Raw genomic sequence first — 26,579 nt, 5'->3', positions numbered from 1 at the left:
GTCAGCTAGATCTATGCCCTGCCCGCACAGCTGCCTCGCAGGCGGCGGCCAGCGCCTTGCGGTCGGGCATGTCGGCAACCCGAATGGGCGTGTGATAGTCGACCACCACACGTCCCTGCCGCCGCAGCGCAAGCGTCGCGATCAGGTGGGTGCCAAACTCCATATCGCCCCACCAGCCATAGGTGCGCGCATCCTCGCCCGTTGGGGCATGATAGGTGACCGATACGGGCTGCACCGACAGCACATCGCGCAGGTCGGGGTCGTAAAACGCCTGAAACAGCGTGGATTTGAAGGGCAGAACCCGCAATCCATCGGTGCTGGTCCCTTCGGGAAAGAACAGGAGACGGTGACCGGCCAGCAGGCGGTCTTCGAACAGTTGCAGGTGGGTTTTGGCCTGATGACGGTTGCGCGCGATGAACAGTGTTCCGGTCGCGCGCGCCAGAAACCCGATCCCGGGCCAGCCTGCCACTTCGGATTTCGACACAAAGAATACCGTGTCGCTGGCGTTCAGTACAAAGATATCGAGCCAGCTTGAATGGTTAGCGACAATCGCGCCCCGCCCGTCCATCGGCTTGCCGCGCCTTTCGAAGCCGAGGCCCATACAGACCAGTGCCACACGGCAGACGGCGCGGGTGATATGCGGCGTCCATGGGCGCGCCATGCCATGTGCGGCACGCTCAACCACGCGCAGGGGCAGCAGCAGCAACAGGCCGCAGCCGATGGTCAGAATGATGGCCAGCCCCCGCAGCACAACGCGGATCCAGCCCGCCACGCCCGTTCTGGGGTGAAAGGGCGGTTCGTCACTGTCCCATGTGATGCTCATCCACCGGCCCCGTAGATGCGTTTCTGGCGCGGTGACATGGCGGCGGTGTCCATGATCAGGCATACATCGGTCGTGTTAAAGGCGCGGTCGATAAAGGCCCCCTCGCCCACAACACCGCCAAGGCGCAGATACGCTTTGATTAGCGCGGGCATTTGCGTCATCGCCGCGCGGCGGTCGATCTGCGCCTCTTCCATCAGATCCATCGATGTCGCCCCGATCCCCTTGGCCCGCACCCGCAGCGGTACCGGCGCAAGATGGCGGTGGTGCAACAGGGATAGCGCAGGCCCAAGTGCGCGCGTATCGGTGCCGTGGAAGGAGGCGACGCCGAACATGATCTCGATCTCGTGCTCGGCCACGTAGGCGGCCAGCCCATTCCACAGATGGAACATCGCCGTGCCGCCACGGTAATCGGCATGCACGCAGGACCGCCCCAGTTCCAGCAACCGCCGCCCCGTGGCGCGCAGCGGGGTCAGATCGTATTCACCTTCGGAGTAATAGGCACCCGCCGCACGCGCCTGTTCGCTGCGCAACATCCGGTAGACACCGACCACCTGCCCCTGCGCAGCATCATCATACAGCAGCAAATGGTCAAAGAACGGATCAAACCGGTCCTGCTCAAGCCGTTGATCGTGATCGACCAAGGCACCGCCGCCGCCCAGTTCCTCGACAAAGACCTTATAGCGCAAGGCCTGCGCGGCCCTCAGATCGTCAGGACCACCGGCAAGCGCTACGCGGAATTCGGGTTCATGGGTCAGTGTCATCGCGGGCGGTTTAACGAGATGCGGGTGCAAAGGCAAAGCCACAAATGGTTTGCCACTTAAGGTTGTGTAGCGTTAAGGTTTCGGTAAGGAAGTTCAGGCATCAAAGACCGGCTCCAGCGCGATGCGCGTGCCATCAATCACCACCTTTCCGGCGTCGGGAAAGTTGACCGTGATCCGACCGGCGATGTTGCTCTGGACCTGACCGATCCCCCATTCCCTGTTCTGGGGATGGCGCACCAACATGCCAGGAGCGAGAATGGCGTTGAAATCTTCCATGACCTGCCTTTCGCGCGGGCACTCTTACGGGACCGCATATGGGCCAAACTAATGTGAACCTTGCCGCCCTGATCGGCAGCCGCATCTGCCATGACCTGATATCGCCAATCGGCGCAATCAACAACGGGCTTGAGCTGCTGGGTATGTCGAACGACCGCGAGGGGCCGGAACTGGACCTTATCACCGAGAGCGTGGAGAACGCGAGCGCCCGCATCAGGTTCTTCCGCATCGCCTATGGTGCGGCAAGCGATCAGCCGATGGGCCGCTCCGAAGTGGTCAGCATCCTGCGGGATATGACCGGCGGTGGCCGGTTAAGCGTCGCCTATGGCCCGATGGACGAACAGCCGCGCTGGTCCGTGCGCATGGCCTTTTTGGCGGTGCAATGCCTTGAAAGTTCAATGCCCTATGGTGGCAGGGTTGAAATCAGTTGCGATGCGGGCGCGTGGACCGTGTCGGGCCATTCACCAAAAGCCAATCCCGACGACACGCTTTGGTCGCTGCTTGACGGGGGCGAGGCCGAAACGCTGGCCCCCGCCCATGTGCAATTCGCGTTGCTGCCTGCCGTGGCGAAGGACGCCAAGCGTAGCGTCACCACCAGCCGAGAGGACGGCGCGCTGCATATCCGGTTCTAAGCGCGCACCGTCCCGTCGCCACGCACCTGATATTTAAAGCTGGTCAGTTGCGCCGCACCGACAGGGCCGCGGGCATGCATCTTTCCGGTGGCAATGCCGATTTCCGCGCCCATTCCGAACTCGCCCCCATCCGCGAACTGGGTCGACGCGTTGTGCATCAGGATCGCGCTATCAAGCTCGTTCAGAAAGCGCGCTGCGGCGGCGGCGTCCTCGGTCAGGATGCAATCGGTGTGGTTTGAGCCATAGGTGCGGATATGCGCCATCGCCTCGTCCAGATCACCGACCACACGGGCGGCAATATCCATGTCGAGATATTCGCGCCCCCAGTCATCCGAGGTGGCAGCCTCGACCCCTTCGATGGACTGGAGTGTTTCGTCGCCGTGCACCCGCACGCCCGCATCCATCAGGGCGCGCACCAGCCCCATGCCGATGGAATTGGCGATGTCCTTATGGATCAACAGGCATTCCGCCGCGCCGCAAATGCCCGTGCGCCGCGTTTTGGCGTTGAGCACCACTTTCAGCACTTTTTCGGGGTCGGCATCTTTGTCCACGTAGATGTGAACGATGCCTTCGAGATGGGCGAACACGGGCACGCGCGCCTCGCGCTGGACAAGGCCCACCAGCCCTTTGCCCCCGCGTGGTACGATCACGTCAATCGTGTCGGTCATGGTCAGCATCTCGCTTACCGCGCTGCGATCACGGGTCGGCACCAGTTGAATCGCGTCCTCGGGCAAGTTCGCATCGCGCAGCCCTTGCTGCATGCAAGCGTGGATGGCCGAGGACGAATGGAAGCTTTCCGACCCCCCGCGCAGGATCACGGCATTGCCCGCCTTGAGGCACAGCGCCCCCGCATCCGCCGTCACGTTGGGGCGGCTTTCATAGATCACACCGATGACGCCCAGTGGCGTGCGCACCCGCGAGATATGCAAGCCGGTGCTTTGGGTCCATTCCTCGAGGACTTCGCCCACCGGATCCTTCTGTTCTGCCACGGCGCGCAGGCCGTCGACGATGCCACGAATGCGGTCTTCGTCAAGGCGCAGCCGGTCCATCATCGCATCGGTCAGCCCCTTGTCGCGCCCGAACGCCATGTCTTTTTCATTGGCCTCGATGATGCTTTGACGGTCGGCCCAGACATTGTCAGCCGCCGAGATCAGAGCCGCATGTTTGCGTTCCGCACTGGCAATGGCCAGTTCAGCCGCGGCACGTTTGGCGCGGGCCCCGATGTCGGCCATGAGGGCGGGAATGTCAGCGAAATCTTTCATCGGTTGCGTCCTTTTGCGAGCGGCTTGCCATGAGATTTTAGGCCTCCGGCGGCAGTATTTATAGCCAAAAGAAGAGTTACAGCGCCATATCGTCCCGATGGACCAGCGCGGCCCGTCCCGGATATCCAAGGAGGGTTTCGATCTGCTGGCTTTGATGGCCCTTGATCGTGTCCGCCTCTTTTGCGGTATAGCGGCTGAGGCCGAGGCCGAGTTGGTGGCCGTCAGGGTCGTGCAGGGCCACCGGATCGCCGCGCCCGAACGTGCCGGAAACAGCGCGAACGCCAGCCGGTAACAAGCTGTTTCCATTGAGCAATGCCTGCGCGGCACCTGCATCAAGGGTCAGCGTGCCACGCGGTTTCATCGCACCGATCCAGCGTTTGCGCGCCGCTTGCGGGTCGAGCGTGGCGGTGAACCATGTGGCGTTTGCGCCCTGTTCGAGCGCCGTCAGCGGGCGCATCGCGGCCCCGTGGCAGATCGCCATGGTGCAGCCTGCGGCGGTGGCGGTTTTGGCGGCCATCAGCTTGGTCTTCATCCCGCCTTTGGACAGGCCCGAGCCTGCATCCCCTGCCTGCGCCTCGATCTCGGGCGTGATCGTGTCGATCACATCGTAGCGCTGCGCGGTCGGATCATCGGCCGGATTGGCGGAATAGAACCCGTCCACATCCGACAGCAGCACAAGCTGGTCCGCGCCGATGGTGGCGGCGATCTGCGCGGCAAGACGGTCATTGTCGCCAAAGCGGATTTCATCCGTGGCGACCGTGTCGTTTTCGTTCACAATCGGCAGCGCACCCAGAGACACCAGTTGTTCCAGCGTGGCGCGGGAGTTGAGATAGCGGCGGCGATCGCGGCTGTCTTCCAGCGTCATCAGCACTTGGGCGGTGGTGATGCCGTGGGGGGCCATGACCTCCTCATAAGCGCGGGCCAGACGGATCTGGCCAACGGCAGCGGCGGCTTGGGACTGTTCGAGGGCAAGATCGGTGGCGGGCAGGTTCAGCGCGCCACGCCCCAAGGCGATGGAGCCGGACGAGACCAGCACCACCTGCACGCCCGCCTGTTTCAGCCATGCCACGTCTTGCGCAAGGCCAAGCAGCCAGTCGCTGCGCAACGCGCCGGTTGTGCGGTCCACCAGCAAGGCGGACCCGATCTTGATCACCAGACGTTTGGCAGAGGTCAGGGACGCCATGGTTCTTCCTGTTCTACGGGGCGCTGGCGGATGCGGTCGTCGTCGATCTGGCTGCGCAGGGCGCGCAGCACTTCGGTGACGCCGATACGGGCGACGCTGGACATGGTCATGACCGGCCCCCCAGATGCTTTTTCCAAGTCTTTCAAGGCGGTTGACTGCTCTTCCTCATCCATGGCGTCGGTCTTGTTCAACACGGTGATGCGGGGTTTGTCGGCCAGTTCGCCGCCATAGGCCTCAAGCTCTCCGATGATGGTTTTGTAATCATCCACCACCGTTTCGGAGGTACCGTCGATCAGGTGCAACAGGACCGCGCAGCGTTCCACATGCCCGAGGAACAGATCGCCAAGGCCGCGCCCTTCGGAAGCGCCTTCGATCAGTCCCGGAATGTCGGCAACCACGAATTCGACATTGTCCACCCCGACCACACCGAGGTTCGGGTGCAGCGTGGTGAACGGATAGTCGGCGATTTTCGGACGCGCGTTGGATGTCGTGGCCAGAAAGGTCGACTTACCCGCGTTGGGCAGGCCGAGCAGGCCCACATCCGCAATCAGTTTGAGCCGTAGCCAAAGCGTGCGTTCGACACCATCCTGTCCGGGGTTGGCGCGCCGCGGGGCTTGGTTGGTCGCGGATTTGAAGTGCAGGTTGCCCCAACCGCCATTGCCACCACGTGCCAGTTCCACGCGCTGGCCCAGTTCGGTCATGTCAACGATGACGGTTTCCTGATCTTCGTCGAGGATTTCAGTACCAACGGGCACGCGCAGCACGATGTCGTCGCCGTCCTTGCCGGTGCGTTGCCGCCCCATACCGCCCTGCCCGTTCTTGGCAAAGAAGTGCTGTTGATAGCGGAAGTCGATCAGCGTGTTCAGACCGTCCACGGCCTCGGCCCAGACCGAGCCACCGCCGCCGCCATCACCGCCGTCGGGGCCACCGTATTCGATGTATTTCTCTCGGCGGAACGAGATGCACCCGTTCCCGCCGGACCCTGAGCGGATGTAGACTTTGGCCAGATCGAGGAATTTCATGGGTCCGTATCCTGTTTTTGTGCGGGCCGCTTTGTGGGCCACGGGTGGTGTTTTCGGGGCTCTGCCCCCGGCCCTTGCGGGCCTCCCCCGGGATTTTCGGGAACAGAGAAGGGGCAGATGCCCTAGAGTTTGCGACTATAGGTCCAAGTCGGCACAGTTGTATTGCGCGCGATCGAGAAACTTTCGGCGTCGCCGAGATATTTGAACCCGCAATGGGTCAGCACCCGCGCCGAGGCGGGGTTATCTTGAAACACGCTGGCGAACATGGCCGCGTTGCGCATCGGGTTCGCCTCGACCAGTGCCTGTACCGCGTCGGAGGCAAGGCCGGTGTTCCAGAATGGGGGCGCGACCCAATAGGCGACTTCGGACTGGTTTCGGTCCATCCGTTCCAGAGAGATCAGGCCCATCACCTCGGCCCCGCCGGATTTGATACCGTCCATGGCCCAGACATCATCCACCCGCGTGTCTTCCATGGCGCGGGCGACAAAGGCCTCGGACATGCCAGGGGGCACGGGGTGCGGAATGGCGGTGGTCATATGGGCGACGCGCGGGTCGCTCCAATAGAGTTCGATCAGCCCCATGTCGGACTTACGCAAGGGGCGAAGCACCAGGCGTTCCGTCTCGATCAATGGCTGGGTCACGATTTTCTCCATTTCCACGGTTAAATTCCTTTCCAGAAAAGGGCGAAAAGCACCGACGCGACCGTGAGGCCGGCGAGTGTGTACATTACATAGGGTTCCGCGCGAGACCCTGCGAGGCTGCGCGCGATGCGATCCCCTGCCAGTGTCCACAGGGGATGCAAAACAAGTTGGGTGGCCAGCAGGATGGCTGCAATAGCACCCGTCGCGATCAGGGGATCTGTGCCTGCCTGTACGAAGCCGGTGAAACCGGCCAAGATCATCGCCCACGCTTTGGGATTCAGCGGATGGACGACCAGCCCGGCAAGAAAACCGGGCGCGGTGGGTGTTGGTTCTGTCTGGCTAAGGCGGAGGTTGGCCACCTTGTAAGCCAGCCAGATGATATACGCCGCAGAGGCCCATTTCAACACGTCGAACACCCAAGGGGCGCGCGCGCCCAGTTCCATGACGCCGAAACCGACCGGCCAGATCACCAGTTGCTTGCCCAATGCGACCCCCGCCACAAAGGGCAAGGAGGCGCGAAAGCCGAACCGTGCCCCCGTGGCTAGTAGGGCCATGTTTGCCGGACCGGGGGTGGCAACCTGAGAGGCCGCGAAAACGGCGAAGGAGGCGGCGGCGACGCTCATGATACGCGCGCCAGATCGCGGTCCAGCAGGCCAAGGATCAGATCATCGTGCCACGCATTGGCGATCAGCGCGGATTCACGCTCGCGCCCCTCCACCTGAAAGCCGACCTTTTCATAGGCTTTGATGGCGCGCGCGTTGAAATCCAGCACGCGACAGCCCAAACGGTGCAGGCCCATCGTGTCAAATGCATGGGCGGCCAACAGTTGCATCGCCTGCGTGCCAAAGCCCTGGCCAAGCGCGCCTGTGTCCACGATGCCGATGGCGATCTGTGCGCGTTTGTCGGAATAGTTGACGCTGTGCAGACGGATGCCGCCGATCAGGGCGCCCTTGGCCTCGATGATCCAAGCGTGCGGGTCATCCATATGGGATTGCACCCACGCTTGGGCGGCGTCGGACGTGATATCGCGCACGGTGCTGGGGTCGGCCCCGAACATCGCGTGGATTTCAGGCGTATTGCCCAGTGCGAACCGCGCCGGAACATCCAGCGGTGTCGCATCGCGCAAGGTAACCTGCGCGCCTTTCAAAATCGGCTTTAGGTGGTCGGCCATGATCAGGCCTCGCTGATTAAATGAAAAAGGGACCGGCGTGTCCGCCGATCCCCGAATTTGTCAAAATCCGTCTCGCGGCTTATTCAGCAGCCTCCGCCACCGGGAGAACCGAGATAAACGTGCGGTTTTTCAGACCTTTGTGGAAGGTCACAGAACCGTCAACGGTTGCAAAGATGGTGTGATCCTTGCCCATGCCAACGCCTTCTGCGGGCCAATACTTGGTCCCGCGCTGACGCACGATGATGTTGCCGGGAATGACAGCTTCGCCGCCATATTTCTTCACGCCAAGACGGCGACCTGCGGAGTCGCGACCGTTACGGGATGAACCGCCTGCTTTTTTATGTGCCATTGGTGTCTCTCCTTAGCCTTTAGCCAGCTCTGCGGCTTGTTTCAGCCAGTCGTCACGGTCGATGCGACCTTTGAACGACAGCTTTTCGTCCATTTCTTCGACGTCTTCAGGTGTCCACGCCGCGATCTGAGCGAAAGTTGTCACGCCAAGAGCGTGCAGCTTTTTCACGATCACTGGGCCAACGCCGCTGATTTTGGTCAGATCATCTGCACCATCGTCAGCTTTGTCTTTCTTGGCCGCTTTGGGCTTGGACGCGGCCTTCGGCTTGGTCTCTGCGACCTTCTCGTTGGCTTCGCCTTCGACGACGCGACGCGCCATCTCGTTCTGTTGCGTCTTGTTCTTGGCATACTGGCCGTCGGAAATGACCGCGCCGAAGCCCGCACCATTTTCAGCTGCCATGATACCGGAAGCCGAAGCGCCCGATGCCAGAATGTCTGTCACGCGTACCAGCGTCAGTTGCTGGCGGTGGCCCTTGGTCCGCTTGGAAGAGTGCTTCCGGCGACGCTTGACGAAGTTGATCGTCTTGGGGCCTTTGATCTGTTCGATGACTTCGGCTTGAACGCCTGCATCTGCCACCAGCGGCGCGCCGACTTGGGGCTTGTCGCCGCCAATCATCAGAACGTCGTTGAATTGGACTTTGTCACCTGCATTTGCGGCCAGTTTTTCAACGCGGAGCGTGTCGCCCGATTGAACTTTGTACTGTTTGCCGCCGGTTTTAAGAACCGCGAACATGGTCGTCTTCCTTTGTTTACCGCGTTCTGTGGCCCCGACCGTGTCGGCGTTTGTGAACCTTTATCAGGTCCGCCTCGAACAGCGCGCCCCGTTTGGGGACGTCATGTCAATAAATCCCGCCCGCCATATGCGGTGCAGAGATGGCGGCTTATGTTCGGAACACCCCGCCAAGTCAAGGGGGTTGGCCGCGCTAAAGTTCGTTTTGCACCGAAAGGCGCCCTGCCGCCTGCCCAAGCGCGAAAGACAGGGTTTCATAGCTATTGGCAAAGGCGGAAAACAGCGCGTCGTCAAGGGCCTTGCCCACATCCGTTTCCCAGAAGGCGGTATAGATCGCAACCTCGTCCTCGCTAAGCGGTGATTGCGCCAGTGCATAGTAGCCGCGCAACCACGCCTCGCTTTCGGTGCGGATGGTATCGCGGCGCGCTTCGGGATCGGGCAATGCGTCTTGTGACGGTGATGTGGCGGCCAGTCCGGCAAAGAACGCGGTTTGCGACGACACACCCACATCCGTATTGCGCACCACCAGATTGCGCGCCTCAAGAAAGCGCGTGATCGCGTTGCTATTGGCGCTAGAGGCGGATTTGGCACGCGCCTCAAGCGCGGGGTCGAGCATGGCGCGGCGGGCCTGCACCTCGAGTTCCACAATTTTCTGGCCCAGATCGCTGTCAAAGAACATCAGCGCCTGAGCGGCCATGTCGCCATCCAGTCCCGCCACAACGCCTGCGCGCATTTCCTGTTCCAACCGCTGCGGGTCATACAGACGGCGCACGGTTTCGTCCCAGACCGCCCCGCCCTGCCCGTTCAGGAACCCGTCATCAATCGCCGCGCCCGCCTCTTGCCCTTCGATGGAAAAGACCGCGATCAGGTCCGGCAGGCCGATGGCATCCAGCAAGCGTTCCGTGTCGGGATTGGCCAGCGCCGCCGTGGCCGACCATATAAATGCAAACGCAAAGATAAGGGGGCGCATCACAGCTCCTGACTGGGTTGAAGCCGTTGCATCGCACTTGCCAGAGCCTCGAACCGGTTGGCCATGATCTCGTATTGTACGGCATTCATCAGGTCATAGACCTGCCGCATCTTCGGGTTTTCCAGCGCCTCTGTATATTCCAGCACCTCGGCATCGGAAAACGACTGGTAGGTATAGGCCGACCCGATCAACGCATTGGCGGCGATTTCCTCTTCCATCGCTTCCTCGTCGGTGGAAAGCAGTTCGCGCAGGTCAGGTTCTTCCAGTTGTAACTCGATCACGCCCGCTGCGGCGGCAGCCATCAGGAACCGCACCTGCACTTCTTGGATGGCGCGCACAGCCGTGCCGGCACTGTCCGAGGCGGCAATCATGCGTTCCAGCGTATCGAGCCGCGGGCTGTCGATACGTTCCAAGCCTTCGATGATCGCCTCGCCGCTTTCGGCTTTCAGGTCGTCATCCTCGCTCATATGCGAGGCGTTTTCCGCCACAACCAAACGCTGCCCCAGATCGGTGGCATAGAAGTCCGCCGCATGGGTCAACAGCGCGTCATCCAGTGTCTGTTCGAGTATATCGAGGGCCAGATCATGCATGATCTCGGTCTGGAACACCTCGTCCGTCAGGCGCGCCCATTCCGAACCAAACGCCTCGGCCTCGAGGCCCAGCATCTCGGGCGCGGAACTTGCCGACAAACGGATGCTTTCCAGCGCCACATCGAATCCCGTGACCTGTAAAAAGTCCTGTAGTTTGGCGCGATCCGCCGCATGCGCCCAGACGGGCAGCATCAAACAGGTCAACAGGGTCGCTACAAATCTCGGGGCCAAGAGGGATCGAACAGCGCGCATGAGGGTCCTTTCAGGGGCTGGCGGCCCTGTGGGGCACACCTTTTGCTTTACCGCTCAAGGGTATGCGTTTTGCGCGCAAGGTCCACCAAATTTCCCGTGTTCGACATAATCGGCAAAAAGTGCCTTGCATGCCGCGCCTCTTGTTTCTAATAGGGCGCACCAGACCCCCGCGGAGAGGTGCCGGAGTGGTCGAACGGGGCGGTCTCGAAAACCGTTGTGGGTGCAAGCCCACCCAGGGTTCGAATCCCTGTCTCTCCGCCATTATCCTTTGGAAGCTTTTGATTTTAGTGTGCGCTACGCCAAACGCATGTCGGCGCAAGCTTAGCTTTCCACATGCTGAATGCTTGAAGATTGGCCCGTATATTCGCCTTCGACAGACTGATGCGTAGAATTGGACGACATTCGGGCCAGCAGGTCTTTTAAACATGCTGGCCCGACGCTGGACTTTAAGAATGAAGGTACTGCCTAACCCCCTAACAAGTAAGGGAGTTAGGCGTTTGTTGGCTCCGCCGAACTACGCTTGCAGCAGCTCCGCACCCTCCGACACAACACGCTTTTTGTTCTTGATGTGGCGATGCAGCACGGTTTTCAGTTTCTGGCCTTCGGGGATATGGCGGGCCGGAACGGGGCGGTATGCTTCCTCTGCCAATTCGGGGAACAGCAGGAATATTTCCGCGCGGGCTTTTTCGCTGATCGAGGTAAGCGCCTGTCTGCCGGTGTAGAGTGACTCCGTCGGGGCCGAATTCGCGAACACGATCTCGTGGCAGTCGAATAGGAAGTGGTAGTATTCGACCGGCTCGCAATCATCGACACGCTCCACCCCTTCAAAGCCCAGAAGCTTTTTGGCGGCGACCAGAACCTCGGCTGTTTCGAACATTCTGATATTGATCTTGGATCGCATCAGAACCCTGTGCTGGGGGGAAACGATCAGATCCTCGGACGGCAGGTCGGCACCCAATGCACCGGCGCGGATACGAATGGGCCGCAGGTTCTTGTTTGCCCGCAGTGTGCTGCTGCTGACGGTTGCGCAGCCGATCCACTGGATTTCCTTGTACCCGCTGTCTTGGGTCAACACCCGGTCCCCGACCTTGAGCGATTCAACAGGGATCGCGCCCTTTTCGGTGGCGATAAGGGTTCCTTGTGCGAAACAGGGGATCAGGCTGTCGTCAAAGCTGAGCGTGCCATTCACATCGACTTCGAACGTTACCAAGGCAGTGTCGAGAACCTGCTGGATCACGGGCGCGACCAGATTGCCGACAAGCGGCACGCCATCAAGCGGATCGGACAAGTTCAGGTCAACGGACAATGTCGGCCCGACCAGCGGGTCGAGTTCGATACTCAGGCCCAGACGATCCTCGGTCAGAGGTTCTTCCGAGATCATGAAGAAATTGCCGTTCTCGTCTTGGTAAAGCTCGCCCTCGATCGGGTTCAAGGTGACGGTGACGTTCACCAGACCGATGTTAAGGTTCACGGACGCAGTCGACAGGGTGAAGTCGCCGACATAGGTGCCTTCATCGACGGTGCTGATGGCGCCGGTGCCACTATCGACAAAGCGCATCGCGAAGTCGTCGCCGTTCACAAGGGTCGTCGCCCCCTGATCGCCCGGCACATCATAGTTGGTGAATTCCTGGCTGGGGCCAAGCGCGTTAAGAATGGAAATGAAGTTGGTGGTGACGATGGGTAACCCGTTGGTGTCGAGTTCGATTACCCCGTTTGGCAGCTGTGTGGTATATGGCATTTCTCACCTATTGAGCAGATAGAGTTGGCGAATGCGTAAATGCGATGCGCGGCTGGCAGAGCCGAGCATTTTGGGTCGTTAGGAGTTTAGGGAACTGCGCGCCTTGGGCGGGCTTGCAGCGGGTCGTGAGGTTTCGTTGTCACGCGCAACGCGCGGTTTCTTCAGTGTGACGGCGTTTGCCGACCCGACCTCGACCCCTTCGAGGTACAGAACGGCGTGTGTTGCAAAGGACAGCTGGAACAGGGTTTCTGTGCGCGGTTCCGTGAGTGTCACAAACACATCGTCAATCAGCGCACGCGCCTCAACCAATGCGAAATCCGCGTCAAAGATTTCCTGAGCTCTCCAGTCGCGCACCAGTACGCGCTGATCCTGAGGCAGCAGCAATTCGGTGCGCGGGCTTTGTTCACCCAACGAATGCGCCTGAAACCGGACAAACCGTGTTTCGACACGTGTCTGGACGATTTGTGTCACGCGGCTCATCCCGTCGCGGCGGGTTATAATGCTGTCCCCAACCTCCACACATTCGACGGGGGTGAAACCATTACGAGAAAGCAGACGTGTTCCGGCAGCGAACCCTCCAGCACTCTCGATCTTGTTCATAACGAACCTCCTAGTGAAACGGTTAAAGGCAGTAATCAGGCCGGATATCAAAACAGGGTGATTAACTGTTCGTGCACGTTTGAACCGCTATACAACCTGAGGGTATGCCCACTCTATCTCAAATAGTAACCGAAAATCCGGAAACAGTCTGGTCGCGTTTGCGAAACAGAAGGATAGCGGGTGGCTATAAAGTACTAAATTTAGCTCGCGCGGTCTGCCTGCGGGATCAACAAATGGCTGAACGGGCGTGGTTCATGGCGTGGGCACCCACCCTTGCAGGATTCTGATTCTCGCGAGTCCCTTGCCGCGTCGGCGGCCGATAGAACCGCCATGTCCAAGCACTGACTAAGGGTCGGTATTCAAACGAAATTTTAAACCGATAGAACCCGAGCAGAGACACGTTATGCGTGAACTTGCAAACCGATCCTCTGACCATTCTTGGCGCGATTGGTCGTCTTCGAAACCGTTGATGCGGTGCCGTAGACCTCTGGCGACCCTCAAAAGTTTCTGACCCGCGAGGCCATCAAATCTTCGTAAAGACAACCGCTGGCTTACAATCATACGGATAGCTGGCATAGGCAAATTCTCGCCATCCCGCCGAAATTCTGGGCACTTCCCCGCAGACGCGCTCACCAATGATGCAAGCCATAGATCGCCGCCCGATCAGCGAGGTTGCGAAACAGATCTCCAGTAACAAGGAATCTAGGGTAAACTTTTAGAAAATTCTCTGCTCTCGCGTTTTGGGAAAAGGTTCCAAAAGGCTGAATGGCGGACAGACAGGGATTCGAACCCTGGAGACGGTCTCCCGCCTACACACTTTCCAGGCGTGCGCCTTCGACCACTCGGCCACCTGTCCGTGCGCGCGGTTTACCCAATTCCGGCACCGGAACGCAAGCGGGTAGATGAAAGAAAAGCATGATTTCCGAAATGTTATTCCAGCGCCCCGTCAGGTCGGCGAAATCACCCGTCGAGATGCAGGTAGATGCGGCGGTTCATGCGGCCTTTTTTCTCGATCTTGCCGATGCGCAGCGCGCCGATCTCGCCGGTGCGCGCAACGTGGGTGCCACCGCAGGGTTGAAGGTCTACGGTTTCCTCGGCTTCGCCGATCCGCACCAGACGGATGTGCCCTGCCCCGCGTGGCGGCTGCACCGACAGGGTTTTCACCAAGGCGGGATTCGCGTCCAACTCCGCGCCGGTGATCCACTCTTCGGTCACGCGCATGTCGGCCGAGACGTAATCATTCAGCATCGCCTCGATCCCGTCGCGATCTTCGGGCGCGTCGGCCATGTCGAAATCAAGCCGCCCCCGCGTCGCCCCGATGGACCCGCCCGTCACCCCGAAAGGCACAGCGACAGACAACAGATGCAGCGCGGTGTGCACCCGCATGTGGCCATAGCGCCGTTCCCAGTCGAGCGACTGAGTCACCTGCGCTCCAATGGGTGGCAGGGCGCGCGGCTCGGCGGGCACCAGAATGACCGCATCCTTATCGCCCTTTACCGTGGTGGCAATGGCCAGATCCTGACCGTCCCATGACAAGGTGCCGCTATCGCCGGGCTGTCCACCGCCCGTGGGATAGAACAGCGTCTTGTCCAGAACGATGCCGCCTTCGGGCGTGATGTCGCGCACCTTGGCGGGCGCGTCGCGCAGATAGGCATCCTCGCGGAACAACAGTTCGGTCATCGTGCATCTCCGTCGCCGTCACTGTCCGGCGCGCTGTCTTCTTCGGGCTCGATCTCGCGCATTTCGCGCGATGCATCGGCGGGTTCGGGGGCGGGTTGCGCGGCGGGCGCTTTGGGGTTCAGCGCTTCGGGATTGCGCAGCCATATGTCCCGCTGTGCAAAGGGAATTTCGATCCCTTCTTCGGCGAAACGTTCGGCGATCTGGTGGTTCAGCTCGTTCTTAACGGCCATCATCCAGTTCACATCGCGCAGAATGATGCGGATTTCAAAATCCAGACTGTCCGCGCCAAAGCCGGAAAACAGGATCATCGGTGGCGGGTTCATCAGCGCCATGGGATGCGCCTCGGCCAGTTCGCGCAAGATGCGGTCAACGCGGCGCGTGTCTGTACCATAGGCGACGCCGACCGGAATAATCACGCGCCCGACCGTGTTGCCACGGGTATAGTTCGTCACCGTGCCGGAAATCAGATCGGCATTGGGCACGATCACATCGGTGCGGTCAAACGTCTCGATACGTGTGGAGCGGACCGAGATCGACCGGACATAGCCCATCTGGCCGCCCACCTCGATCCAGTCACCTTCGGCGATGGGCCGTTCGATCAGCAGGATAATCCCCGACACAAAGTTCGACACGATAGTTTGCAGACCAAAACCGATACCAACCGACAAGGCACCAGCGACAATCGCAAGGCTCGACAAATCAATCCCTGCGGCAGTGATCGACACCAGCGCGGCCAGAAAGATGCCGACATAGCCAAGGCCCGATACAATCGCCACTTGCCCACCCGGTTCAATCTTGGTCTTGGGCAGGACCGACAGTTTCATCGCGTTCTGCATGGCGCGGGTCAGGAAATACCCAAGTGCGAAGACGATGATCAGGGTGAAAAAGCTGCTTGGGGAAATGGTGGTGTCACCGATGGTCAGACCTGTGCGCACCATGTTCCAGACTTCGGTCAGGTCTGTGACACGCGCGCCCCAGATCAGCGCCAGAAACGGCAGGGACAGCACCACAATGGTAAAGCTGAGCAGCGTCGGCACAAGACTGTCACGCGCGCCTTCACCAGGGCGGATCGCAGCGTAAATGTCGCGCACGAGGTTCTGCACAAGCGAAATTGTGGCAAACAGCGCCAGCGACGCCATCGCCGGATAGACCAGCGTGCGCGCGGCCATGCCATAGCCCAAAGCGGCCAAAAGCGGACCCAACACACCCAGCACAATCGCAATCCGCCCGATGACAGAGATAAAGCGGGACGCAAAGGCGCTTTCCGAACTTTCGTCACCCGCATTCGCGGCGGACCGGCGCACGACCCATCCGATGCGCGTCAGGACAAGACCCGCCCCCACGATCAGCAGGAAATGCAGCACCGTATCGGTCGCCGGATCATAGCGTTCGAATTCCGATACGCGGTCCAGCAGGATGGCCAGCGCAAACACAAGGCCAAGGAAGAACGTATAATAGCGCCCCTCGGTCCGTCGGTCCGCGGGCAGTGCCAGCGGTGCATAGACGGCCTCGTCCTTCGGGAAAAACCGGCTGCCCAGCCAGAGCGAGAAGAACAGGACAAGGCCCATCGGCTCCATCGCGTCGAGGATCAACTGACCGCGGGGGCCGAACAACTGTGTCGCGCCGATGGCGCGGACCAGCGCCCAAAGGCCGAACATGGGCAGGATGATCTGGCCCAGCGATACGACAAAGCTGGCAATGCCGCCTGTTGCGTCACGCACAGCCACCTGAACCCGCGCCGCCAGCAGTTCCAGCCATGTGCGCGATTTACCCAGCAGGATGAAACCAACCACCAAAAGCAGCAGCACCAGCGGCAGGTTGTCCTGCGCGGCCGCAAGCCGTGCGGGGTTTTCGACCGCACTGCGCATACCTTTAAGCGTTTCGGCAAAGGTGCTGCTGACCTCGCGGGTCGCAGTCGGCCAGTTGCTAGGATTGATCGGCAGCGGGCCACGGTTCAACAGCTCCTCGGCCTGTCGGTCTCGCAAGATCTGGTCGATCTCTGCAATCACGCCGTTGGCACGGCTGAACGCCTCTTCGGCGGTGCGGCGCGGGGTGGTCAGACGCTCAAGCTGTTCGTTCAACTCGGCGCGGCGACCGGCAATCTCGGGCGATTCCGTTTCCCCCTCGGCCGGTGGTTCGCCAAGGCTTGCGATCTGTTCGCGCAGGGTCTGAATGCGGCTGTCGTTGATGGACAGTTGCGACTGGAACTGCTGGCGCCAATCGGCCACCTCGCTGCGCAACGCATTGAACGCCGCGTCAGAGGCCCCACCGGATTCCACCGCAGACTCGGCGCGTTGCGCCACTGTCTGCCATGCGGAATAGTCGGGCGTACCCGTTTGCGCGCTGGCCAGCGTCGCCCAGACGGCAACGGCCCACGCGAGCGCGACAGCGCGCAAAACCTGACGGATCATCAGACGTCCTCGAACACACCGGGAATGCTGGCAGGCGCACGGTCCAGCCAGTCAGGCACAGGCAACCCTTTGTCCTTAAGGAAGTCGGGGTTGAACAGTTTCGACTGATACCGCGTGCCAAAGTCGCACAGGATGGTCACAATCGTGTGTCCCGGCCCCAATTCACGCGCCAAACGGATCGCACCGGCCACGTTCACCCCCGAAGAGGCCCCAAGGCACAGCCCTTCGTGCTGCAACAGGTCAAAGACGATGGGCAGCGCTTCGGAATCAGAGATATTGTAGCTGAAATCGGGGCGGAACCCTTCGAGGTTCTTGGTGATGCGCACCTGACCGATACCTTCGGCAATGGAACTGCCATCGGTCGCGATCTCGCCCGTGGTGTAAAAGCTGTGCAGGGCGGCACCGTCGGGATCGGCAATCCCGATCTTCACGCCTTTGGGCTGTAACACGTCCGAGATACCTGCCAGCGTACCGCCGGAACCAACCGCGCAGATGAAACCATCGACCTTGCCGTTGGTCTGTTCCCAGATTTCTGGGCCCGTAGTGTCGATATGCGCCTGACGGTTTGCCGTGTTGTCGAACTGGTTCGCCCAGATCGCACCATTCGGTTCGCTTTCGGCAAGTTTTTCGGCCAAACGACCGGAATAGCGTACAAAGTTGTTCGGATTACGATAGGGCGCGGCAGGCACCTGAATCAGTTCCGCCCCTGCCAGACGCAGCATATCCTTCTTTTCCTGACTTTGGGTTTCAGGAATGACAATCACCGTCTTGAACCCCATGGAGGCGCCGACAAGCGCCAGACCGATGCCGGTATTGCCCGCCGTCCCTTCGACAATCGTGCCACCGGGGCGCAGCGCGCCAGAGGCGACGGCGTCCTTGATGATGGACAGGGCGGCGCGGTCCTTGACCGACTGGCCGGGGTTCATGAACTCGGCCTTGCCCAAAATGGTGCATCCGGTTTCTTCGCTTGCGCGGCGCAGTTTGATAAGGGGGGTGTTTCCAACGGCGGCGGCCAGATCAGGGGCAAAGCGCATGGGCGACGTTCCTTTCGCGTGGTGTTCCTGTTGGTGTATCCGGCGCGCCCTGCGACCTCAACCCGTGACGCACGACGCGACAGGCCATGGCGGCAAGGACGCGCCTGCGCCAAGCTTAGGTTTTGCGCAGGCGGGTGCGGTGATGGGCCAGCCAATAGGTGGCCAGCGTCAGCGGCGCATTGGCGGTGCGCCGGTCCTCGGCCAATGCCAACAGCGCATCGAACGCCATCACATGGCTGCGGATATTCTCGCCCTCGTCCTCGGCCCCGCCGATCCCTGTGGCAGTATCGGGCAGGTCGCATAGACCCACATAGATGTGGAAGAAATCCGTATTTCCCCCGGGCGAAGGGTAGCATTCCGCGACCGGTTCCAATGCGGAAAAGGTCAGCCCCGCCTCTTCCCGCGCCTCACGGTGGGCGGCATCCTCGGGGCTTTCGCCCGGATCGACAAGGCCGGCAATCGGCTCCATCTGCCACACGACCGGATCGTAGCGGCCAATCGGCCCCAACCGGATCTGTTCCACCAGCAACACGCGGTCGCGCACCGGATCGTAAGGCAGCACAATCGACGCATCCGAGGTGACGAACACCGACCGGTTCAGCGGTTCGGACATGCCGCCATCGAAGGTCTCGTGGCGCATGGTGATCTCGTCCATGCCGAAAAAGTTGGTGTGGACGCGCGTGCGCCCAAGGATATCGACGCGGCCCTGCAAGACCCCTGCCCCGTGGCGCGATTTCTGGGCCAGAACGCGGCTCCATGCGCGGGCGCGAATGCGGGGAAAGCGTCTGGCGATCTCTTCGGGCGGGATGTGCCCGAACCCGTCCATCACCTCTTGGGAGGCGAAGACGCTCATCTCCGACCAGTCGCGCACCCATGCCGCAAAATCCCACGGCCCGTTGGTGGACCACAGATCGGGCGTCGGCACATAGACATCGGCCATCTGCCCGTCGGCAAGGGAAAGGTGGCGCAGATCAAAATCGAACCCCGCCTCGTAGTAATCAAGGCGCGCAATATCCTGTGACGACAGGCCCCGCACCAGAACCCCGTCAGCCTGCGCATGCGCATCCGCGACAAGCACCGGAAACGGCCCCTCTTGCGCTGCTAGAACCGCGTAGGCTGGCAAGACCGCCGCCGTCACATCCAGATCGGACGCAGCACGGCCCAGCACAGATTCCAGCAAGGGCACATGGCGCAATGTGCCGTAAAAGAACAGGTTTTGCATATATTTACCGCCAAGTCCGCCATGCGTATTCGGTCAGAACCCCGACCAACAGCCCGCCGCCCATGATCACCGCCCAGATCGTGAGGGTGGACATGAACACGGCGTATTCGGCCCCGATCTCGAACACGGCGATCAATGCCTCCATCGCGCCGTCAAAGCGGTTCTTCATCGCAAGGCGCACCATCTCGTTGCAGGACTGCACGAACAGCCCCCAAAAGATCAGGACAACCGCGCTGGTCATGCCGGTGTTCATCGCAGGCACCATGCCCCGCCCTGCCCGCGATCCGGTCACAACCCAGCCGACGAACAGCCCGAGTGCCACGTTCACATGGATGAACCAGCCGAAATTCGTGTCCTCGGGAAACAGGTCCATGATCAACAGCGAGACGATGAACCCCAAGGCCCCCATGCCCAGGGCCGCGACAAGTTTGGCGGCGTTAGGCATGGGCGAATTCCATCATAGGTCTATCCGGGGCGTTTGATCGTGATTTGCGTTACATCACAGTTGGCACTTTCAAACGTCGCAGCACAAGATGTCAGATAAAAATTCCACATCCGGCGGAAACGCTCGTCAAAGCCCATTTCCGCGATCTGATCCCACTTCTCGTTGAATGTCTCGTGCCAGCGGCGCAACGTAATGTTGTAGCTTTGGCCGAACTCGATAGACCGTTCGACCCCCAAACCGGACTTCACGATCTGGTCGCGCAGGGCCATGGGGCTGGGGAGCATACCGCCCGGAAAGATGTATTTCTGGATGAAGTCAACACCGCGCTGGTACACGTCCCACCGCTTGTCCTGCACGGTGATGATCTGCAGCGTCGCGTTCTTGCCCGGTTTCAGGCGCTCACGCACCGTATCAAAATAGACCGGCCAGTATTTCTGGCCCACGGCCTCGAACATCTCGATACTGGCGATGCCGTCATAGGTGCCGGTTTCGTCGCGATAGTCCTGCAACTTGAACTCGACACTGTCCGACAGACCCGCCTTTTCAATGCGTTCCTTGGCGTACTTAAACTGCTCTTCCGAAATGGTCAGGCCCGTCACCTTCAACCCGCGTTCGCGCGCGGCATATTCGGCAAACCCGCCCCAGCCACAGCCGATTTCAAGGATATGATCACCGGGCTGGGCACCCATCTGGTCCACCATGCTAGCATATTTCGCAATCTGCGCGGCCTCGTGGCTTTCCTGTCCGGTTTCGAACAGCGCGCTGGAATATGTCATCGTGTCATCCAGCCACAGACCGTAAAAGTCATTGCCCAGATCATAGTGATAGCTGATGTTCTTGCGCGCCTGCTCACGGCTGTTGCGTTGCAACCAGAAGCGGAACTTCTCGAAATTGCGCACAAGGCTGAAACCGGGAAATCCGTCGTAAATTTCTTCGTTATCTGCGTGCACCCAATCCATGAACGCCTGCAAATCCGGCGTGCTCCACCATTCATCAAGGTAGGCATCACAGAATCCAAGGTCGCCTTCGCGGATCAGACGCGCAAACAAATCTTTGTTATGGATGTGCAATTCGGCCACAGGGCCCGGATTGGGGCCTTCGGCACGGAAATGACGCCCGTCCGGCAGCACAAAGTCAATGCGCCCTTGGTTCATCGTTTTCAACATCCCGAATGCGCGGGCAAAATATCGCGGCAAATTCTTTTCGCCGTCTGTTGTGGTCTTGATCATGCGGTCTCCCGTTCGCAATTCGTGACACGCTATCTAGGCCGGCGCTATCGTGCAAGCGAACCGGCTGTGGCGTCGATAAAAGCTACGTATCTGGGCGGGTTTAGGTTTCATTTTTGTCTGGTATGGGGTGATTTTCTGCGCCGTTTCAGCTTGGGCGCGAAAAACCGGCGCTGAGGAGGCCCTAGAAATCCCTGTCCTCATAGGCACCGAGCGCCCGCTTGCGCCCCTGATCGGCGGGCACAATCGGGTCGGGATAGTCTGCATCGGGTGACAGGTTCCAACTACGCGGGATCGCATCGAAATAGCGCAGTGCGTCCTTATGCGGATTGGCACGCCCTTCGGCGATCCAGCGACTGGCGTAGTCGCGGTTCTTGTCGAACTTGTCCAACTGCGTGACGGGGTTGAATACACGGAAATAGGGGGTCGCGTCCGGCCCCGACCCTGCCGACCATTGCCAGCCCATCGCGTTACTGGCCGGATCCCAGTCGATCAGGCAGTCATCAAACCATTTCTGGCCGATGCGCCAATGGCTCATCAGGTGTTTGGTCAGGTAGGACGCAACGATCATCCGCCCGCGGTTGTGCATGCGGCCCGTCACGTACATCTCGCGCATGGCCGCATCGACAAACGGAATGCCCGTGCGTCCCTGTTTCCACGCGGTCACCTCGTCATTCTCGTCCTCGTTCCACGGGAAAGCGTCCCAATCCTCGCGCCAGTTCTGATCAAGGATGCGCGGCGTGTGGTGCAACAGGTGATAGGCAAACTCGCGCCACACCAGTTCCTTCAGGAATGTCTCCGCGCCCTGCTTTCCTTCTTCGCGCGCGCGGATACCCGCGTGGTAGCATTGGTGCGGGCTGATCTCGCCCAAGGCGAGGTTTTCGGACAGGTTCGAGGTGCCATCGACCCCGGGCAGGTCGCGGGTGCGGTCGTAGTCGGCAACTTTATGGGCCATGAACGCCCCCAGCCGCGACTGTGCCGCCCCCTCGCCCAACTGGACAAAGGGGCGCACCACCTCGGCCCCGCGCTGCATGGCGCGGTCCAAGTGCCAGTCGTCGAGTTGTTCGCTGTCGGGCCAAGTGTCGGGGGCCGGAATGCTGCCGGGCGTGGCGCGGGGCGCATCCACGTCGCGGGTTTTCACCGACTTCCAGAACGGGGTGTAGACCTTGTAATAGCCGCCGGTCTGCGTCTCGACCGTCCAAGGCTCGAACATCAGATGGCCACCGAAACTGCGCGCATCGATGTCCTGATCCTTCAGCGCCGCCTTGACCGCCTTGTCACGCTCCACCGCCTGCGGATCATACAGGCGCGTCCAATAGACGGCACCGGCACCCGTTTCCTTTACCAGCTTTTCCAGCACCTCCAACGCATCGCCAGAGCGGAAGATCAGGCGACTGCCTTTGTCCTGCAACGACTTATCAAGATGCCCCACCCCAAGGCCCCACCGCCATTTCGGCGCAGCACCCAGACTGACCACACTGTCATCGCGGATCACCACGGGAATGACCGGCCCGCCCGCCTCGCAAGCGGCACTCAGCGCGGCGTGGTCGCTGAGCCGCAAGTCACGGCGGAACCACATGATTATCGGTTTCTTGCTCACGACGCCTTCATCCTTTTCCTGTCGGCAAAAGGTAGCGCCAGCGCGGGCAGATCAAGCAAGATTATAATTTTTCACCTACTCACAGCACTGCATCCAGTGCGTTCAGCAGTTGGTCAACCTCTGCATCGCTGGTGTAATGGGTGAACGAGAGGCGCAGCACACCCTGCGCCGGATCGACCCCCATGGCCGACAAGGCGCGCACCGCGTAAAAATCGCCGCCCCCCGCCATGACGCCGTGATCGGCCAAGGCGGCGGCTACCGCCACAGGATCGCGGCCCAGATCAAGGGCAAGCGTGGGCGCACGTGCACTGGCGTCGCTTGGCCCCAACACGCGCACCGAATTGCGCGCCCCGACCGCCGCCATCACCTTGTCCAGCGCCTCGACCTCGCGGGCGCGCATCAGGTCATGCACGAACTGCCCGCGCTTTGCCGGTTGCGCCGTGCCATCTGGGACGTGATGGGCATAAAGCGCGTCGATATAGTCGGCCATGCCCGCACAGGCCGCAACCTGCGCATGATCCGGCCCTGCGGGGGTGAACCGTTTATACAGCGTGTCACCGTTAAAGAAGTGCCCCTGATTGGGCAGCATTTCACCCAACGCGCGGCGGATCACCATCAGCCCCTGATGGGGGCCGTAGGTTTTGTAAGCCGAAAACAGGTAGATATCCGGCCCAAGCGCCCCCACATCCGGCAGACCGTGCGGCGCATAGGACACACCGTCCACGCAGACAAATGCGCCCGCCGCATGGGCCAGCGCGGTGATCTCGGTCACGGGATTGATCTCTCCGACCACGTTCGAGCAGTGGGGAAAACAGACCAGCCGCACCTTCTCGTCCAACAGCGCCTCAAGACCCGCGGGGTCAAGATGGCCTGTCTCGGGGTCGATCTGCCATTCGCGCACCTCGATCCCCTGATCGGCTAGGCGACGCCACGGGCCTGTGTTCGCCTCGTGATCCTGATTGGTGACGATGATCGCCTCACCTGCGCTCAGGAACTGGCTGAACGCGTGGGACAGTACATAGGTGTTCTGCGTGGTCGACGGGCCAAAGCTCAGCTCGTCCGTGTCCACACCCAGAATGGCGGCAAGGCGCATGCGGGCCTCGTCCATCTCTTCCCCGCCAAGGCGCGAGGCCACGTAGTCGGCATAGGGCTGTACCTTGCGTTCGGTATAGAACCGCGTCAGCCGATCAATCACCTGCCCGCAGGTATAGCTGCCGCCCGCATTCTCGAAAAACGCCTGCCCTTGCAGGGACGGCGCTTGGAACGCCGGAAACTGGGCGCGGACAAAATCTAGATCAAGGGTCATATGGGTGGGCCTTTTGCGGGTCATTCGGGCCCGAGACTACGACAAAGCAGGACACGTGCAAGCAGGATCGGACCGCCGCTCACGACCCGTCGCAACCTGCCCGATCCTTGGACAGCACCTGTTCGATGGCCCGCAGCAGATCGGCCTGACGCACTGGTTTCATCAGCAGCATATCCTGACAACAGGGCGTGCCATGGGTTTCGACCGTCCCCTCCGCATAGCCGGACATGGCGATCACCGGCAGGTCGGGCCTGCGTGCGCGCAGGGCAGCGGCCAGCGACGTGCCCTGCAAGGCGCCGGGCATGACGATATCGGTCAACAAAAGGTCAATGTCGGGCTGTTCTTCGAACAGGGCCAGCGCCGCATCGCCCGAAGGCGCGTCGATCACCTGCATCCCTGCCCTGACCAACGCGGCGCGGATCGTGGCCAGCACCGCCGGATCATCCTCGACCAGTAGCACCTTGGCCCCGCGTGCCACGCGTACTTCCACCGTGTCATCGGCAGGCGCGGCAGTGCCTTCGATGGGTTCAAACGCGGGAAAATACAGGCTAAACGTGGTGCCCACATCCTCTTCGGAACGGACAGAGACGGTGCCGCCCGACTGGTCCATGAACCCTTCCAGCATCGACAGGCCCAGCCCCGTGCCCGCGCCGACGGGTTTGGTGGTAAAGAACGGATCAAATATCTTCTCAAGCACCTCAGGCGCGATACCGGTGCCGGAATCGCTGACCGTCAGCAGCACATAGCGGCCAGGTTCAACCGCATTGCTGTGCTGTTTGGCCTCCTGTGCGCTCAGCACCACGTTCGATGTGGCGATGGTCAGCCGCCCGCCTTTGGGCATTGCATCGCGCGCGTTCAGGATCAGGTTCAACAGGGCGCTGTCGGTCGTGCTCGGGTCGATCTCGATCGGCCAAAGACCTTCGGCCAGCCGCATGGTGACGCGGATGTTGGACGGCAGCGTGCGCTTGATGATCACGCTCATATCCTCGATCCGCGCATTCAGATCGACCGATTGCGGGGCCAGTTGGGCACGGCGCGCAAAGGAAAGCATGTTGCGCGTAAGGTCAGAGCCGCGCAGGATCGCCTGCACGCCATTGCGGATCAGTTCCTTGTGGTCGGGATCGGTGATTTCCTGATCCAGCAGTTCCAGATTGCCCAAAGTGACGGCCATCAGATTGTTGAAATCATGCGCAATGCCGCCCGTCAGCTTGCCGAGCGCATCCAGCTTTTGCGCCTGAAACAGCTTTTCTTGCGTCAGCCGGTCCTCGGTCACATCCTGTCCCACCACCTCGTATTGATGGGAGTTCGACCCGTCCGGATTGGCCGGAGAGAAGAACTTGCGCAGCCAGCGCACCTGCCCGTCCGGCAGGATATAGCGGGCCTCCATAATCGCGGCCTGCCCGTCCATGACCTCTTGCCACACCGCATTGGATTTCTCGCGGTCATCGGGATGCACCAGCTTTTCGGCCAGTTCGTCACGGATACTGATGCCCAACATCTCTTCCTGCGTGAGGCCGTGCATGCGGGCATAGGCCTCATCGCATTCCACCAACGTTTCCGAGGTCTTGTCCGACACCGCATAGCCCAACCCCGCCAACTTGGCCGAATAGGCGATGCGCGATTGTGTGGCGCTCAGGGCTGCCTCTTTATGGGCAAGGTCGCGGTGGATTTCGCTGCTGGTCGCGGCCAATGTGGACCAGCTGAACACACGCGATTGCAAAAAGGCGGCAAAGCGCGCCGGAAAGATCGCCGTGAATGCAATCACCGCCGCGCCGTAGGACAGCGCCGTCAGGAACTTGCCCGACAACCCGCCCACCGTCATCGCGATGGTTTCGGGCGACGTGCCAAAAGCGATCAGCGGAAAGGCGATCCCGTCAAAGCACAACAGCACCACAAAGGTGGCGAAATAGGCGTTGCGGGTTAGAAACGGCGTCAAATCGAACCGTTTGAGCGCCTCGAACACATAGAGCATCACGCCCAACTCAAGGATGATCAGCGCCCCGCCCAAGGCCATCAGCGGGATCGACATCGTGAACATTTCCAGCGGCGTGCCATGTGGGTTCAGCACGTCGGGATGTTCCAGCGCATAGATCACCAGCAAAGAGGCGAGGATGTTGAACAGGTTCACAAAGACGACAAGCTGGATGATGCGCGGCAGGATGAAACTGTCCCGCTCGGTCAGCACAAAGATGACCGTGGTCATCATGAACGCCCCGTAGGCAAGGTTGCCGCCGCTGACGATGGTCCCTTCGGTTACAGGCAAGGCATAGATGTTGCCTAGATAGCCACCCATCGACATGACCACCGACAACAGCGCGTAAAAGGACACGGTCCGCGCCGGATTGGGCAGAAGCGTCAGAACCATCGCGAACACCGACATGAACAAGACGTGCAGAATAAAAATGGTGAACACGGCGGACTTCCTTTACCACCGACGGCCACAAAACCTTAACGTGTCGGCGTACAGTACATGACAATTTAAACGAGCGTTGCCGTTATCGCAGATTGCCGCAAGGGAAATTTCGTGCCAGCCGCAGGGTCGTAGGCGGGTTACGCGGCTTTCCAGTGCGATAACCCACGCGCCGCCAAAACCTTAGCCGGAAACGGAAAAGGCCCCGACCTTTGGGTCGGAGCCTTTGTGGTTTTTGCACTAAAT

General features: G+C 60.7%; 25 protein-coding genes and 2 tRNA genes. 2 read left to right on the top strand and 25 right to left on the bottom strand.

Annotation, left to right across the window (positions count from 1 at the left end; all coding sequences use genetic code 11):
- Position 1: 1 nt before the first annotated feature.
- The 3 genes from olsA to AC6GQJ_RS02355 all read right to left on the bottom strand — a co-directional run bounded on the left by olsA (position 2) and on the right by AC6GQJ_RS02355 (position 1,860).
- The gene (gene olsA / locus AC6GQJ_RS02365) at positions 2 to 823 is read right to left on the bottom strand and encodes a lyso-ornithine lipid O-acyltransferase (RefSeq protein ID WP_500771389.1); all 822 of its coding nucleotides are present in this window, start codon (positions 821 to 823) and stop codon (positions 2 to 4) included.
- Complete coding sequence (olsB, locus tag AC6GQJ_RS02360) at positions 820 to 1,584, bottom strand: L-ornithine N(alpha)-acyltransferase (protein WP_500771387.1); 765 nt, start codon at positions 1,582 to 1,584, stop codon at positions 820 to 822. The genes olsA and olsB overlap by 4 nt, the downstream gene beginning before the upstream one ends.
- 93 nt (positions 1,585 to 1,677) lie before the next feature.
- Positions 1,678 to 1,860, bottom strand: coding sequence for a DUF3553 domain-containing protein (locus AC6GQJ_RS02355; protein WP_500771385.1), 183 nt, complete (start codon positions 1,858 to 1,860; stop codon positions 1,678 to 1,680).
- A 38-nt stretch (positions 1,861 to 1,898) separates the two neighbouring features.
- Here AC6GQJ_RS02355 and AC6GQJ_RS02350 point away from each other — a divergent pair, with 38 nt between their 5' ends.
- The gene (locus tag AC6GQJ_RS02350; protein WP_500771383.1) at positions 1,899 to 2,492 is read left to right on the top strand and encodes a histidine phosphotransferase family protein; all 594 of its coding nucleotides are present in this window, start codon (positions 1,899 to 1,901) and stop codon (positions 2,490 to 2,492) included.
- Here the strand turns inward: AC6GQJ_RS02350 and AC6GQJ_RS02345 are convergent.
- The 10 genes from AC6GQJ_RS02345 to AC6GQJ_RS02300 form a co-directional block, all read right to left on the bottom strand.
- Positions 2,489 to 3,754 (bottom strand): glutamate-5-semialdehyde dehydrogenase, encoded by a 1,266-nt coding sequence (locus AC6GQJ_RS02345; protein WP_500771381.1) that lies wholly within the window; start codon positions 3,752 to 3,754, stop codon positions 2,489 to 2,491. The two genes, AC6GQJ_RS02350 and AC6GQJ_RS02345, sit on opposite strands and share 4 nt — an antisense overlap.
- Before the next feature lie 76 nt (positions 3,755 to 3,830).
- Entirely contained in the window at positions 3,831 to 4,937 is a 1,107-nt protein-coding gene (proB, locus tag AC6GQJ_RS02340; protein WP_500771379.1) for a glutamate 5-kinase, read from the bottom strand.
- Complete coding sequence (gene obgE, locus AC6GQJ_RS02335; protein WP_500771377.1) at positions 4,925 to 5,959, bottom strand: GTPase ObgE; 1,035 nt, start codon at positions 5,957 to 5,959, stop codon at positions 4,925 to 4,927. The genes proB and obgE overlap by 13 nt, the downstream gene beginning before the upstream one ends.
- Positions 5,960 to 6,081: 122 nt before the next feature.
- Positions 6,082 to 6,612: a GNAT family N-acetyltransferase gene (locus tag AC6GQJ_RS02330; RefSeq protein WP_500773779.1), complete on the bottom strand. Its 531-nt coding sequence runs from the start codon at positions 6,610 to 6,612 to the stop codon at positions 6,082 to 6,084.
- 8 nt (positions 6,613 to 6,620) lie between these two features.
- Entirely contained in the window at positions 6,621 to 7,223 is a 603-nt protein-coding gene (locus AC6GQJ_RS02325; RefSeq protein WP_500771375.1) for a LysE family translocator, read from the bottom strand.
- A complete protein-coding gene (locus AC6GQJ_RS02320) occupies positions 7,220 to 7,771 on the bottom strand; it encodes a GNAT family N-acetyltransferase (protein ID WP_500771373.1) in 552 nt (183 codons plus the stop codon). Before AC6GQJ_RS02320 ends, AC6GQJ_RS02325 begins: the two co-directional genes overlap by 4 nt.
- A gap of 79 nt (positions 7,772 to 7,850) precedes the next feature.
- A complete protein-coding gene (rpmA, locus tag AC6GQJ_RS02315; RefSeq protein ID WP_500771371.1) occupies positions 7,851 to 8,120 on the bottom strand; it encodes a 50S ribosomal protein L27 in 270 nt (89 codons plus the stop codon).
- Positions 8,121 to 8,132: 12 nt separating this feature from the next.
- On the bottom strand, positions 8,133 to 8,852 hold the full coding sequence (locus AC6GQJ_RS02310; RefSeq protein ID WP_500771369.1) for a 50S ribosomal protein L21: 720 nt from the start codon (positions 8,850 to 8,852) through the stop codon (positions 8,133 to 8,135).
- Positions 8,853 to 9,042: 190 nt separating this feature from the next.
- Positions 9,043 to 9,819 carry a DUF2059 domain-containing protein gene (locus AC6GQJ_RS02305; protein ID WP_500771367.1) on the bottom strand — a complete coding sequence of 259 codons (777 nt, stop codon included), beginning with the start codon at positions 9,817 to 9,819 and terminating at the stop codon, positions 9,043 to 9,045.
- Positions 9,819 to 10,661, bottom strand: a complete 843-nt coding sequence (locus tag AC6GQJ_RS02300; protein WP_500771365.1) for a DUF2059 domain-containing protein — start codon at positions 10,659 to 10,661, stop codon at positions 9,819 to 9,821. The genes AC6GQJ_RS02305 and AC6GQJ_RS02300 overlap by 1 nt, the downstream gene beginning before the upstream one ends.
- Before the next feature lie 171 nt (positions 10,662 to 10,832).
- On the opposite strand from AC6GQJ_RS02300, the gene AC6GQJ_RS02295 reads away from it, so the two are divergent.
- Positions 10,833 to 10,922, top strand: a tRNA-Ser gene (locus tag AC6GQJ_RS02295).
- A gap of 253 nt (positions 10,923 to 11,175) precedes the next feature.
- On the opposite strand, the gene AC6GQJ_RS02290 is transcribed toward AC6GQJ_RS02295, so the two are convergent.
- The 12 genes from AC6GQJ_RS02290 to AC6GQJ_RS02235 form a co-directional block, all read right to left on the bottom strand.
- Positions 11,176 to 12,399 (bottom strand): Hint domain-containing protein, encoded by a 1,224-nt coding sequence (locus tag AC6GQJ_RS02290; protein ID WP_500771363.1) that lies wholly within the window; start codon positions 12,397 to 12,399, stop codon positions 11,176 to 11,178.
- 78 nt (positions 12,400 to 12,477) lie between these two features.
- The gene (locus AC6GQJ_RS02285; RefSeq protein WP_500771361.1) at positions 12,478 to 12,999 is read right to left on the bottom strand and encodes a Hint domain-containing protein; all 522 of its coding nucleotides are present in this window, start codon (positions 12,997 to 12,999) and stop codon (positions 12,478 to 12,480) included.
- Between the two features lie 766 nt (positions 13,000 to 13,765).
- Positions 13,766 to 13,855: transfer RNA gene (locus AC6GQJ_RS02280), tRNA-Ser, on the bottom strand.
- Between the two features lie 104 nt (positions 13,856 to 13,959).
- Positions 13,960 to 14,679 carry an alanyl-tRNA editing protein gene (locus AC6GQJ_RS02275; protein WP_500771359.1) on the bottom strand — a complete coding sequence of 240 codons (720 nt, stop codon included), beginning with the start codon at positions 14,677 to 14,679 and terminating at the stop codon, positions 13,960 to 13,962.
- Complete coding sequence (locus AC6GQJ_RS02270; RefSeq protein ID WP_500771357.1) at positions 14,676 to 17,090, bottom strand: DUF3772 domain-containing protein; 2,415 nt, start codon at positions 17,088 to 17,090, stop codon at positions 14,676 to 14,678. Before AC6GQJ_RS02270 ends, AC6GQJ_RS02275 begins: the two co-directional genes overlap by 4 nt.
- Positions 17,090 to 18,124, bottom strand: coding sequence for a cysteine synthase A (locus tag AC6GQJ_RS02265; RefSeq protein WP_500771355.1), 1,035 nt, complete (start codon positions 18,122 to 18,124; stop codon positions 17,090 to 17,092). Before AC6GQJ_RS02265 ends, AC6GQJ_RS02270 begins: the two co-directional genes overlap by 1 nt.
- Positions 18,125 to 18,239: 115 nt before the next feature.
- Positions 18,240 to 19,346: an NUDIX domain-containing protein gene (locus AC6GQJ_RS02260; protein WP_500771353.1), complete on the bottom strand. Its 1,107-nt coding sequence runs from the start codon at positions 19,344 to 19,346 to the stop codon at positions 18,240 to 18,242.
- Positions 19,347 to 19,350: 4 nt separating this feature from the next.
- Positions 19,351 to 19,791 (bottom strand): TrgA family protein, encoded by a 441-nt coding sequence (locus AC6GQJ_RS02255; RefSeq protein ID WP_500771351.1) that lies wholly within the window; start codon positions 19,789 to 19,791, stop codon positions 19,351 to 19,353.
- A gap of 20 nt (positions 19,792 to 19,811) precedes the next feature.
- On the bottom strand, positions 19,812 to 21,020 hold the full coding sequence (locus AC6GQJ_RS02250; RefSeq protein ID WP_500771349.1) for a class I SAM-dependent methyltransferase: 1,209 nt from the start codon (positions 21,018 to 21,020) through the stop codon (positions 19,812 to 19,814).
- Between the two features lie 181 nt (positions 21,021 to 21,201).
- On the bottom strand, positions 21,202 to 22,596 hold the full coding sequence (locus AC6GQJ_RS02245) for a cryptochrome/photolyase family protein (protein ID WP_500773777.1): 1,395 nt from the start codon (positions 22,594 to 22,596) through the stop codon (positions 21,202 to 21,204).
- A 100-nt stretch (positions 22,597 to 22,696) separates the two neighbouring features.
- On the bottom strand, positions 22,697 to 23,923 hold the full coding sequence (locus tag AC6GQJ_RS02240; RefSeq protein ID WP_500771347.1) for an aminotransferase class V-fold PLP-dependent enzyme: 1,227 nt from the start codon (positions 23,921 to 23,923) through the stop codon (positions 22,697 to 22,699).
- Between the two features lie 79 nt (positions 23,924 to 24,002).
- Positions 24,003 to 26,336, bottom strand: coding sequence for an ATP-binding protein (locus AC6GQJ_RS02235; protein ID WP_500771345.1), 2,334 nt, complete (start codon positions 26,334 to 26,336; stop codon positions 24,003 to 24,005).
- Positions 26,337 to 26,579: the final 243 nt, after the last annotated feature.

This window comes from Tateyamaria sp. 7Alg 36 (assembly GCF_059882455.1).
This window is presented reverse-complemented; position numbering and strand designations above follow the sequence as displayed.

Coding starts and splice junctions, on each gene's coding strand:
- olsA (WP_500771389.1), bottom strand. CDS start 823: ATGAGCATCACATGGGACAGTGACGAACCGCCCTTTCACCCCAGAACG.
- olsB (WP_500771387.1), bottom strand. CDS start 1,584: ATGACACTGACCCATGAACCCGAATTCCGCGTAGCGCTTGCCGGTGGT.
- AC6GQJ_RS02355 (WP_500771385.1), bottom strand. CDS start 1,860: ATGGAAGATTTCAACGCCATTCTCGCTCCTGGCATGTTGGTGCGCCAT.
- AC6GQJ_RS02350 (WP_500771383.1), top strand. CDS start 1,899: ATGGGCCAAACTAATGTGAACCTTGCCGCCCTGATCGGCAGCCGCATC.
- AC6GQJ_RS02345 (WP_500771381.1), bottom strand. CDS start 3,754: ATGAAAGATTTCGCTGACATTCCCGCCCTCATGGCCGACATCGGGGCC.
- proB (WP_500771379.1), bottom strand. CDS start 4,937: ATGGCGTCCCTGACCTCTGCCAAACGTCTGGTGATCAAGATCGGGTCC.
- obgE (WP_500771377.1), bottom strand. CDS start 5,959: ATGAAATTCCTCGATCTGGCCAAAGTCTACATCCGCTCAGGGTCCGGC.
- AC6GQJ_RS02330 (WP_500773779.1), bottom strand. CDS start 6,612: ATGGAGAAAATCGTGACCCAGCCATTGATCGAGACGGAACGCCTGGTG.
- AC6GQJ_RS02325 (WP_500771375.1), bottom strand. CDS start 7,223: ATGAGCGTCGCCGCCGCCTCCTTCGCCGTTTTCGCGGCCTCTCAGGTT.
- AC6GQJ_RS02320 (WP_500771373.1), bottom strand. CDS start 7,771: ATGGCCGACCACCTAAAGCCGATTTTGAAAGGCGCGCAGGTTACCTTG.
- rpmA (WP_500771371.1), bottom strand. CDS start 8,120: ATGGCACATAAAAAAGCAGGCGGTTCATCCCGTAACGGTCGCGACTCC.
- AC6GQJ_RS02310 (WP_500771369.1), bottom strand. CDS start 8,852: ATGTTCGCGGTTCTTAAAACCGGCGGCAAACAGTACAAAGTTCAATCG.
- AC6GQJ_RS02305 (WP_500771367.1), bottom strand. CDS start 9,819: ATGCGCCCCCTTATCTTTGCGTTTGCATTTATATGGTCGGCCACGGCG.
- AC6GQJ_RS02300 (WP_500771365.1), bottom strand. CDS start 10,661: ATGCGCGCTGTTCGATCCCTCTTGGCCCCGAGATTTGTAGCGACCCTG.
- AC6GQJ_RS02290 (WP_500771363.1), bottom strand. CDS start 12,399: ATGCCATATACCACACAGCTGCCAAACGGGGTAATCGAACTCGACACC.
- AC6GQJ_RS02285 (WP_500771361.1), bottom strand. CDS start 12,999: ATGAACAAGATCGAGAGTGCTGGAGGGTTCGCTGCCGGAACACGTCTG.
- AC6GQJ_RS02275 (WP_500771359.1), bottom strand. CDS start 14,679: ATGACCGAACTGTTGTTCCGCGAGGATGCCTATCTGCGCGACGCGCCC.
- AC6GQJ_RS02270 (WP_500771357.1), bottom strand. CDS start 17,090: ATGATCCGTCAGGTTTTGCGCGCTGTCGCGCTCGCGTGGGCCGTTGCC.
- AC6GQJ_RS02265 (WP_500771355.1), bottom strand. CDS start 18,124: ATGCGCTTTGCCCCTGATCTGGCCGCCGCCGTTGGAAACACCCCCCTT.
- AC6GQJ_RS02260 (WP_500771353.1), bottom strand. CDS start 19,346: ATGCAAAACCTGTTCTTTTACGGCACATTGCGCCATGTGCCCTTGCTG.
- AC6GQJ_RS02255 (WP_500771351.1), bottom strand. CDS start 19,791: ATGCCTAACGCCGCCAAACTTGTCGCGGCCCTGGGCATGGGGGCCTTG.
- AC6GQJ_RS02250 (WP_500771349.1), bottom strand. CDS start 21,020: ATGATCAAGACCACAACAGACGGCGAAAAGAATTTGCCGCGATATTTT.
- AC6GQJ_RS02245 (WP_500773777.1), bottom strand. CDS start 22,596: ATGTGGTTCCGCCGTGACTTGCGGCTCAGCGACCACGCCGCGCTGAGT.
- AC6GQJ_RS02240 (WP_500771347.1), bottom strand. CDS start 23,923: ATGACCCTTGATCTAGATTTTGTCCGCGCCCAGTTTCCGGCGTTCCAA.